General features: G+C 36.8%; 8 protein-coding genes. 5 read left to right on the top strand and 3 right to left on the bottom strand.

The window, feature by feature from the left end; genetic code table 11:
* On the bottom strand, nt 1-266 hold a 266-nt coding region (locus tag ACUVXA_RS10835; protein ID WP_445871276.1), incomplete at its 3' end, for a hypothetical protein.
* A 621-nt stretch (nt 267-887) separates the two neighbouring features.
* Here ACUVXA_RS10835 and ACUVXA_RS10830 point away from each other — a divergent pair.
* Nucleotides 888-1,289: a hypothetical protein gene (locus ACUVXA_RS10830; protein WP_445871275.1), complete on the top strand. Its 402-nt coding sequence runs from the start codon at nt 888-890 to the stop codon at nt 1,287-1,289.
* Nucleotides 1,290-1,393: 104 nt separating this feature from the next.
* The gene (locus ACUVXA_RS10825; protein ID WP_445871274.1) at nt 1,394-2,758 is read left to right on the top strand and encodes a gas vesicle protein GvpD basic region 2 domain-containing protein; all 1,365 of its coding nucleotides are present in this window, start codon (nt 1,394-1,396) and stop codon (nt 2,756-2,758) included.
* A 368-nt stretch (nt 2,759-3,126) separates the two neighbouring features.
* Here the strand turns inward: ACUVXA_RS10825 and ACUVXA_RS10820 are convergent, their stop codons facing one another.
* Nucleotides 3,127-4,230, bottom strand: a complete 1,104-nt coding sequence (locus tag ACUVXA_RS10820) for a TackOD1 domain-containing metal-binding protein (protein WP_445871273.1) — start codon at nt 4,228-4,230, stop codon at nt 3,127-3,129.
* A 712-nt stretch (nt 4,231-4,942) separates the two neighbouring features.
* Between ACUVXA_RS10820 and ACUVXA_RS10815 the strand changes: the two genes are divergently transcribed.
* Nucleotides 4,943-5,734 (top strand): ATPase domain-containing protein, encoded by a 792-nt coding sequence (locus tag ACUVXA_RS10815; RefSeq protein WP_445871272.1) that lies wholly within the window; start codon nt 4,943-4,945, stop codon nt 5,732-5,734.
* Nucleotides 5,735-6,290: 556 nt separating this feature from the next.
* Nucleotides 6,291-6,797, top strand: coding sequence for a GTP-binding protein (locus ACUVXA_RS10810; protein WP_445871271.1), 507 nt, complete (start codon nt 6,291-6,293; stop codon nt 6,795-6,797).
* Nucleotides 6,798-6,862: 65 nt separating this feature from the next.
* Here ACUVXA_RS10810 and ACUVXA_RS10805 read toward each other — a convergent pair whose 3' ends face one another.
* Nucleotides 6,863-7,657 carry a hypothetical protein gene (locus ACUVXA_RS10805; protein WP_445871270.1) on the bottom strand — a complete coding sequence of 265 codons (795 nt, stop codon included), beginning with the start codon at nt 7,655-7,657 and terminating at the stop codon, nt 6,863-6,865.
* 697 nt (nt 7,658-8,354) lie between these two features.
* Between ACUVXA_RS10805 and ACUVXA_RS10800 the strand changes: the two genes are divergently transcribed.
* Complete coding sequence (locus ACUVXA_RS10800) at nt 8,355-9,752, top strand: TackOD1 domain-containing metal-binding protein (protein WP_445871269.1); 1,398 nt, start codon at nt 8,355-8,357, stop codon at nt 9,750-9,752.
* Nucleotides 9,753-10,100: the final 348 nt, after the last annotated feature.

The following is a 10,100-nucleotide window of genomic DNA, read 5'->3' as shown; positions in this document are numbered from 1 at the left end:
CGGCGAGCTTCATGAAGAAACTCATAGAAAAATACGGCTGAAAGGTGCTGTTTGTGAGTGACGGAGGGAAACAGTACTCCTGGGTGGCTCAAAGTGTAGGAGCCTGGCAGATGTGGATGAAGGGTGGTGTACGCAGCTACGTGGAGCGCTGGTTCCGCACCATAAAGGACCGCTTGAGGGTGTTCAGCTGCGCATTCCCTCGGGGCAGCAGGGGACTGGAGAATGCCCGCACCTTTCTCCGCTTCTACGCCTACTACTACAACCACGTCCGACTCCACCATTCCCTGAAACAAAACATTCCCATACCCTCAAGGAAAAGCCCCCGCATCCAAAAACTACAAAAGGCGCTCGAGGTGAAAAAACCTTAAGTTGACAATATCGTTCAGGCTTTGAGACAAAATTAGTTTATCTTTCTCAAAAATCCCACCTCTTTTAAAAAAATTTTTATCACCTTGTCTACATTTAACTACCTCTGGGAAGGTATGAACTCTACTTTCTTTTTTCAATCGCCTTATATGTCAGTTGTATACTTTTTTCTATCTTGCTTCATTAAGCTTCGGTTTGGCAAAAAATTTAATAAATGGTTTTAATATCTTATTTTCCTTATTACCTCTTTACTTTTCCTCTAAATTTATAGTTTAGAGAATTTAAATTTATGAAATGCGTAGTTAATTTTTAAAAAGCTCCCCAAATAGGATGGCTCGTTTAAGATTTAATACAAACTAACTTCGGTTATACTTGAATTTGAAAATTTAAAAAATAGTATTTTAGAACACTAGGAAATTTTTCAGAAACAAAGTGCCAGCACTAACCGATGAAACATGATGCACTAAGATATTTAAATTTAGAAACCTGGAACCAAAATTTATTTATTGGAGACAAGAAAGTTGATTGGGCAAAATGATGATTTAGTAAAGCATGATAATTCTTTTAAAAAGAGAAGCTTATCCATGTTTGAGGGAGCCGCAAATACAGTAAAAAGCTTGAAAACTGACATAGAAGAACTTCTTAAAAACTATTATGTTAAGCCTGAAGTCGTCGCAAGAATGACTCCAAATATGGATGAATGTTATAACTATCTCCATCAATTAAAACTAAAGGTTTTAAATTCAGAACTTTACTGCTCATTGCAAAATATTTTCGAGAAACTTTCTTTTGTATATGTTTCAATAGAAGCCTATCAAAACGGATTTCTTTCTCTACCCCTATTGAAGTCAGCCTTAAAAAAATCTGGAATCATAATAGAGTTCGAAAAAATTGTTTCAATAATAGAAATGCAATATAAATAAAAAACATTGGATAAAAAAAGGGAAGTTGAAATCAAAAAGCGAATGTGCAAAATATGTCAAAAAAACAAAATCAAAAAATAAAGTGCTAAGGAAGTTAGAGGACTATGAGTATTAAAATCTCAATTCCCAGAGAGATAGAAAAATTCCTCGAAAACCCTTCCACCTCTCTCCTTATTAAGGGTGAGCCGGGAACTGGAAAAACAATTCTAGCTCTGTCCATCCTTGCAATTTTGAAAAAACCAAATAACTTCTATGTGACAACACGGGTAAAAGCCCAGACACTCAATTTAACTTATCCATGGATCACGGAAAAGATCCACCCAAATCACATAATAGATGCCTCAAGAAAAATTTTCCCCTCAGAGGCTGAGAGGGATGTCCTCCACTTTATTGAATATTCTGATAAACCCACCTTTATTAAACAACTTTACCAGATGATTTCGGGAAAAGAGGATTCTCTTGTTATCTTGGACTCCCTTGAGGGTATTCAGGATGTACTAGGCGAGAATATTTATTATGAACTATTTGAGATTTATAGAGAAACTGGTTCACGTTTTATTTTTGTGAGCGAATACGAGGACATGAAGGAATTAGATTATCTAGTTGATGGGGTGGTATTGTTAAAAAGGGTGATCTCCACCGACATGTTCCTGAGAGATTTGCAGATAATGAAGCTGAAGGGTACCTGCTGCGAGTTAAATACCTACGTCTTTACCCTCGTGGATGGAGTTTTCAGACACTTCGAACCATTTCAACTCCCTACGACAATCGAAAAAAAGAGATTCGAACCACTACCAGACACTGAATCCCACTTTTCAACTGGAAGCAGAGATTTAGACCAAATTCTAGGGGGAGGATACAGAAAAGGGTCAGCAGTGCTACTAGAAATTGGAAAAAATGTTAGTCGAGAAGCATACTTTCATATGTTAGTACCTACCGCTCTTAATTTCCTTTCAAAGGGGAAAGGGATAGCGGTGGTACCTTCTCTTGGAACAAGTAAAGAGATGGTGCTCTCTGCCTTGTCCGATTTCATAGGAGAGGAGGAGAAAAACAGAATTACCATAGTAGAAAAGAAATGGGGACTTGAAAAACTCTATAAAAATAAACGAGAGCTCATAGAAGATTTCTACTATCAATTCGAAGAAATGCTCAGAGTAATTGAACCTGAAAGGTATCTTGCATCATTAGGCTTGGACTCTCTTTTTGTGAAATACGAAGAAGGACTGATCGAAGTTTTAGAAGAGGTTCTAAACGGAACTCAAAAGAAAAGAGGGTTAGCATTGTGCATCTCTAAGTATGGGGTAAAAGGGATTGATGAAGTTGCAAACATGGTTAACTATCACTTAAAAATTGAGGAGATGGGCGGGGTGTTTATTTTCCATTCATTAAAACCCAAATCTGGCACACACGTAATAGAAGTAGACTACACACAAGGATATCCTCAACTAAAACTAGTACCCATTGTGTGAAAAAATGTTAAGGGAGGATTTCTAGGAAACAGGAACATTCGACTATGGCTATATTCCACACAAAAACTGTTCAAGCTTGGAAAGATGGTAACTTAAAACATACATAAGCTTTGCTTCTTAGACAAACAACCATAAACCTATGCGTTTCAGACAAAAAATGAAAAGGTTTTTTATGGCAAACCCGTATACACTTGCGCGTTTTAGACAAATTATGAAAATCTTTAGTTTTTCATGGGAAATAAACGGCAATATTCTTTAAAGACTTCATAAAGGAATTTTTAAATTATGTTGTACTCATACTGATCATGATGGTTTGTATATAAAAATATTTAAAAGTAACCTAGAACTGTGTGGTTTTTAAATTGTGATTAAAGGTTTACTTTTAGATCTTTTTTTTCAAAGTTTGTAACTGTTAGGATCTGGGTTATTTTCGTTGCGGGCAGCACACTGATTTTTTGGTCAATGAATTCTTTCAGTTTTTCCCTGTCTTCCAAGAAGACCATGATTAGAGCATTTTCTTTGCCCGCGGTTTCACAGACGAATCTCACCTCGGACATGTTTTTGAGAGTGGTTAAAACCTTGGTTAGCTCTGAAGGCTCAATTTCCAAGAGGAGGAATGACGTTTCTTCTTTGCCCACTTTTTTTGGATCCACTATGGCCGTGATTGTCTCTATTATCCCGCTCTTAATCAGCTTGTTCACTCGGTCCCGGATGGTAGCGTCGCTCACCTTCATCTTTCTGCTTATCTCGCGGAAAGAGGCCCGTCCATCACTTTGCAGAATGTTTATAAGGTGAATGTTTAATGGGTCTAATTCTATCTCTCTTCTTCTTGAGGGTTTAATCTCCGTCAGTATGGGCCTGTAGGCTAGTAGGTTCACTATGCTGGAACGCATTCCTCTATTAAACTCAAAAGAGTACACCTCTCGCTTCTCAGCCTCCTCAACTCTGAATTCAGAACCGCAGTTAAAGCAGCGCATCTGATTCACAGGGTTGGAAAAAAAGGAACCACAAGAATTACACATACTGGTCACTGCAACATTGTAGTCTTCCCCCTCCGAACGCAGTTTCTTTCGGCACTTCGGGCAAAAGAGCATAGTGTCCTTCCCAAATTTTTCCTTCAAATCGATAATCCCACACTCAAAATGCTCCACCACAGTTCTGAGGTTGATGTTTCCGCTTCCACACTTGGGACAGATTAGCCTCAAATGAATATCAAAGTTCTTACAATCAGGGCATATAAGCATAAAATCCAGTATGTTTTTACTTAGAATGTTTAATGTGCTTAGTCTGCACAGTATTTCAAAAGCTTCTACGCTGCTCATCTCTAAAATTTTTTCCGCTTCAGGATATCGAAACCCTAGACTAGCTGAACTTGAGTACTGGGGTAAAAATTCCAAATCTGGCTTAGCCAACAGTCTATCAATAAGCAGCCAAACCCGCTGATCCGACAGAAAATAAATTAACTCTTCCATTAGGACACACTCTACTTCACATCTAAGAATCCCTCAATTATAAAAGAATTCCAAACAAATATACTTTTTTATCCCAGAAATATCCCATAACAACCGTCAAAACTACACCATCCCACAAATTATGCCAAAAATCTTCAGAAACCGAGATGAAACAAAGTAAACTCTACCGTAGGGAAATAGGAATTTAACCAAGGAATTATTATAGTTAGTGTTAGCTAAGCACGGGGCCAACTCCCTAAATTTTCTAATAAGGACAAAAAACGGTATTATTTCAGATTAGTTTTTATAAAGGATAAGTGAACTATTTTGTTATAACCCATTTTTCGCGGATTTGAGAATCCTTTAATGGGGTTGCGAAGCCTCTTATCATCAAACTTCCTCACTTTTAGAGGACCCCTATATTAAGCCGGTGAAACCGCAACAACACCGCCGAACACATTGAGAGGAGCACAATTATCCAAATAGCCTCGTAGAATCCGCGAAATATGGGTTACAGCGCATTTATAGTCTCGGTGACTGTAGCATGTATTTTCGTTTTTAGCAATACGCTGTACAATAAGGATGTTTAGGGTTATCTATTACAAAGTAGATCCCTGCAGGGTTAAGTAAAGCTATAATAAGTAAGAAATATATACAGCAGACTACTTATCTCTTATATAGAACAAAAATTAATAAAACGGCAAAAATTTTTAATGCAGTGAGGGAAACAAAAATGGTTACGGTTGAAACTGTACCTTCTGGTATTCCTGGCTTGGATGAAATGTTGAATGGCGGTTTACCTAAAGGAAGAGCAATCCTAGTTTCAGGCGGTCCAGGGACCGGAAAAAGTATTCTGTCCGCACAATTCATATACAACGGTGTTAAACAGTATGATATCCCAGGCATCATAGTGAGTTTAGAAGAACCAGCAAAAACAATAAAAGAAAATCTAAGTAGCTTTGGGTGGGATTTGGATAAACTTATTGATGAAAATCTCTTGGCGATAATAGATGCGGCTCCTATACAGAGAAGCACGGATGCGGGTGATCGAATTTATGAAATTTCTGCTGAAAGCCATCCAATTCTGGGTGAAAGGTCTTTCAATATTGAGAATCTCATATCAGTCATCCACGAGAAGAGAAGAGAGCTAAAAGCTACAAGAATAGTGGTAGACTCCATAACAAACCTCACACTACAACACAGAGAACTTTTTCAACTCAGACAAGATGTCCTTACTCTTGTACGCTCCCTTAAAACAACTGGAGTAACATCACTTCTCACAGCCGAGAGCCTAAATGTGCATGAGATGGGGCGCTACGGTCTGGAACCCTTCATAGCGGAAGGAGTAATCTTGCTCTACATGCTAAGACAGGGAAACACTAAAATAAGAGCACTGGAAATAATGAAAATGCGAGGATTAAATCACAGTATGGATGCAGCCTTCTTTAAAATAACAGAGAACGGCATAATGCTCTATCCCGAAGAACGGGTTTTCAAAGAAGATGTCCGAGGAATCATCTGGTAAACAAATGAAAAGAAGATAATTAAATTTTAAATTAATACAGTTACAAATTTGTATAGTGTAATCCATTTACATAGTTTCGGTTCACCTCTACCCAGCTACTCTTCAGCATCTAATACTAAATTCCTATAATAATCGTGCCCACCTCCTTAAAAGGCTCCTATCACAACTTTACCGATAGATAAATTCTTCCCTAACTCAAAATGTGCCCATAAAAATTATAAGGAGAATAATTGTCCTCATTTTTCACATTGTTTCTTGATTAATGTGTTTAATTGCGTGGTTAATAGGGTTTACTTATGCACTTTGCGTGAAAATTTTTAATTAATTCTAAGAATGTTATTATAACCATTATTTTTTTAAAAATTTTTAATTTATGTTAATTCACAAATTTTAGCGTTTAACATATTTTTTTGTGATTACATGTCTAAAAAAATTGTTGTCAATATGGTCAAGGATTCATACAAGCTATTAAGTTTTGTCAATCCTGAATATTCCGACAACGCTATTAGATATGGATTTCAAAATAGTATGAAAATGGTTAAAGGGTGGTTTAAAATTGGAGTATTTCAACTTTTCTTTTAAGGTCTTAGTTTTAGGAGATGGAGGAGTTGGCAAGACAAGTCTATCTCGCAGGTTTGCTACTGGAAAGTTTAGCGAGGACTACATTTCAACCATAGGTGTTAATCTCTTTAGTAAAACCATTACAGTTAATGGTAAGAAAGTAAAGTTGCTTCTTTGGGACCCTGGTGGTCAGGAGAAGTTTAAAAACTTGTTGCCGAAATACTATGAGGGGGGATCCTGCGGACTAGTGGTTTATGATGTAACAAAACCTTTAACCCTTAAAAAATGCAGCTGGTGGATAAATGAAGTCATTAGACACTGTGGTAAAATTCCCTTAATACTAGTAGGTAACAAAATTGACCTAGGAAGGCAAGTTTCTACAGAGGAGGGAAGAGCGGTTGCAAACAGCTTAAATTTGCACTTCATCGAAACCTCAGCTAAGAACCAAACCAACGTTGAAAAAGCCTTTTCTCTATTAGGTGAAATGGTTCTAAAAACCTGAATGCACAAGTGTAATTAAGAATCTTCCTTTCAATAAATGGGCTTAAAAAATAACTATATCCGCAATTATTGGATATTCTCTGTTCTGTCCTCTGTTCCATTATACCTTCTTCGGGTTATATTCCTTGTTATGGAGTCGAGAATCGGGGTTAAAAAAATTATTTCTGGTAGTGTTCCGTCCCTTTTTATTATGGAGTACTGTTTTTCCTCCGGGTAGGGTACTCCTGAGGCGTGTTTCAGTATCTGTAGGTAGTTTTGCCGTCTGTGGTCTCTGAATTCAGTTCTTGAAAGGATTACGGTGTTTGCCAACGCTTGTATTCTTCTCTCCACCATAATGTTTGTAACACCTTGAGATAGGAGGTAATACTCTATTGTTCTACATCTCATTGCTTCTCTAATATTTTTATTAAAGAATTGAATTACCTCATTTTCTCCGAAATTTATGAAAAGGGGACTGAGTGAATAGAAGCAAACCAAAGGAGTAGGCTCATTCTTGCTGCTGTTCTGGAGCAGGTCGTTTCTCGCATTTTGCATAGCTAAGAATATGTCAAATAATTGTGAGTAATTTGCGATGTAGTATTCGGTGTTGTAAACGTTTCTTGGCGAAATGCAATCTATAATTTTAAAGTTCTGCAAATTGATAATACCCTCAAATAAGCTTAAAAATCGGAGGGAAGAAGGCGATGTCACCACAAGAAGAACGTTCCCCCCTTGATGATAATGGTTTCGTATTATCTCTAAAAGAATAAGCTCATACCCCGATCCGATATCATGCATAAAGAGAACGGTTTCCCCACCATTTATCCCACCATAAAGTATCTGGTCCAATTCTCTTATTCCAGTAGATTCATTTTCAATCATTTGACCCCCTTCATTTGGGGTTAAAATCACCGATTTGCATTTATAAGATTTACATTACAGGTATTTAGCTGAGATTATTCTCAAATCGATTGAATCTTTTTAGAGTTTAGTGCTGTTAGCACATTGAATAGCATAATTTTCAATATGGTATATTATACTATGTTATGTTGATTTTTTTGGAATAATATATATTTTTCGGCTCTGAAATTGGATATTTCGCAATTAATTTTGAATTAATCGCAATAAATAAAATTTAATTTTGCGAATAAAATGAAATTAATTTATTTAAAACATCATGGTGCATTTTAATCATAAAAATTTAAATGATACTATCTTAATATATTAATAATTCAATTCTCCTCTGGTGATGCAGATTTACTTGATCTACATCTCTTTTTTATGGCTTTAAATCGGGAAAGAATTCTTATGGATGCTCGTTTTAAAGGCAAGATCGGATCATTCTCTATTACCCTCTCCCTTTCTAGGAAAGTTTATAAATATTATATTTCAATTCGAAACTAGTAGGTGAAATTGTAGTGTTCTTATTTTTGCGTAGTTTGTTTGTGTTTGTGGAGTCTATTTGCGTAGTATTTTGTTTTTAATTTTTCTGGGAAATTTTCTAAATTTTAAAAAATAATTTTTTATTGGTAGTTTTTTATTTTTTATGGCTTTGAATACTTTATACTTGGTGAATGATATGCCTAAGGGAATTGTTGTTGTCAAGTGGGATAATAAGGTTGGTCCGGTGATTAGCGCTAAGTATCCTGAGAACATTCATTTTGATATGAATCTTGCTCTGAAGGTGTATACTACTCACTTTGCTGGTTCCTCGTCACCATTTTCCATTCTAGATACTGGACAGTGGCACATTGCAAGTTATTATCTTCCTCGTGATAAGTATCTCTTTGCTCTGGTGCTTGATGAGGATGAGAGTGGAGAAAAATACGAGGAAAAACTACTAGGAGTAGCAGAAAAATCATCTAAGATTTTACAAGAGAGAAGTGTTCTTGATAATTTGCCTGAGATTTACTTGGAGTTAAAGACTGCTGGATTCGCCTTTAAGAGAAGTAAACTGTATGAAAAATCAGAAACTCGGGTGCTCCTAGAAAAGTTTTTGGATAATTCTTTAGAAGTGCTTGAACCTACCTTTAACTGGGATGAAGGATTCAGATATATTGACGCAGAAAAGATTACAGGTCTCGATCCTATTGATACCAGAGTATTGCTTGAAACTCTCAGTAGGAATAAAATCCTGAATAGGAAATCTTTCGATTCAGCCATTGCTTGTCCTAATTGTGGTTCATATAAGATACGAGTTCGCTACCGTTGTCCTTACTGCGCTTCTTTTAATGTTCAAAAGAGCAACTTTATTGAGTGTTTTCTATGTGGTGCTGTAGATTCCGAAGAGCTTTTCTTGGGAATATATTATGGGGAACCCGATAAATACTACTGCCCTAAATGCGAGAAAGAGCTTAAAGGCTTGGGTTTGGATTATCGAAAAATACCGGCTCAGAATAGGTGTGAAAACTGTAAAAAAATATTCACAGAAATTAGTGTTTCAGTTCAGTGTACTGAATGCAATTACGTTGTTAGACTTGCAGATGCTAAAATTGTTGAAGGCCCGTTATACTCGATGAATCCCGAGTTCATACATGAGATTGAGAGACAGATATCAAGTATAAAAGTGAGAAGTGCTATTGCTGACTTTTTCAGGGAGAAAGGTTGGCAAGTGGAAGCACCAGGAATAATTGTGGGCGACAACATTAACTACGAGTTCGATATTGTAGCCTCGAGGCCCGAAATAATGGATAAGGATTGGATAAAAAATGTCCTGCCAGGGGGAAAAATTGCATTAGATCTCGTTGAGGATTCAGAAGAGGTAAAAACGGAGAAGGTTATGGGATTTGTTGGAAAAAATGCGAGTATTGCACCGATTCAGTATATATTAGTATTTATACCCGGGCTTTCAGACGAGGCAAAACAACTATTAGGGAAACAAGATATTATGTACTGTGAGAAAGATATAGAATTCACAGAGATACCTCCATTAATTGAAAGCATAGCATCCATCGATTTCTCCGAACTTCTCACATAGAAAGTGGTGTATAAAACAATCTCTACAGTATCCGAAAAGGCTACAGATTTCAGACACTAATAATAAACATCTTACTAAAGTTTTGCGGTATTTAAGTTATTAGGTCATTTTATTATCATACTCACCACTTGCTCAATCGACATCCCGTCGGCGGCCATCTGGTAGACCCACTGGATGATGCTCTGTAGTAGGTCCATGAAAGCCTGCCTGCACTCCGCCCCGATGGTCTCAATCGGACTTAACCCTCTTATAGAGTCTACTCCTGCAAACCAAGAGTTTGAGGAGGCTGTACACCTGGCAGTATTTCCGAATTGTTAATTTTATTTTTATTTGAATTTGGTTTTGTTT

The sequence above is a fragment of the Candidatus Jordarchaeum sp. genome (assembly GCF_052745115.1).
This window is presented reverse-complemented; position numbering and strand designations above follow the sequence as displayed.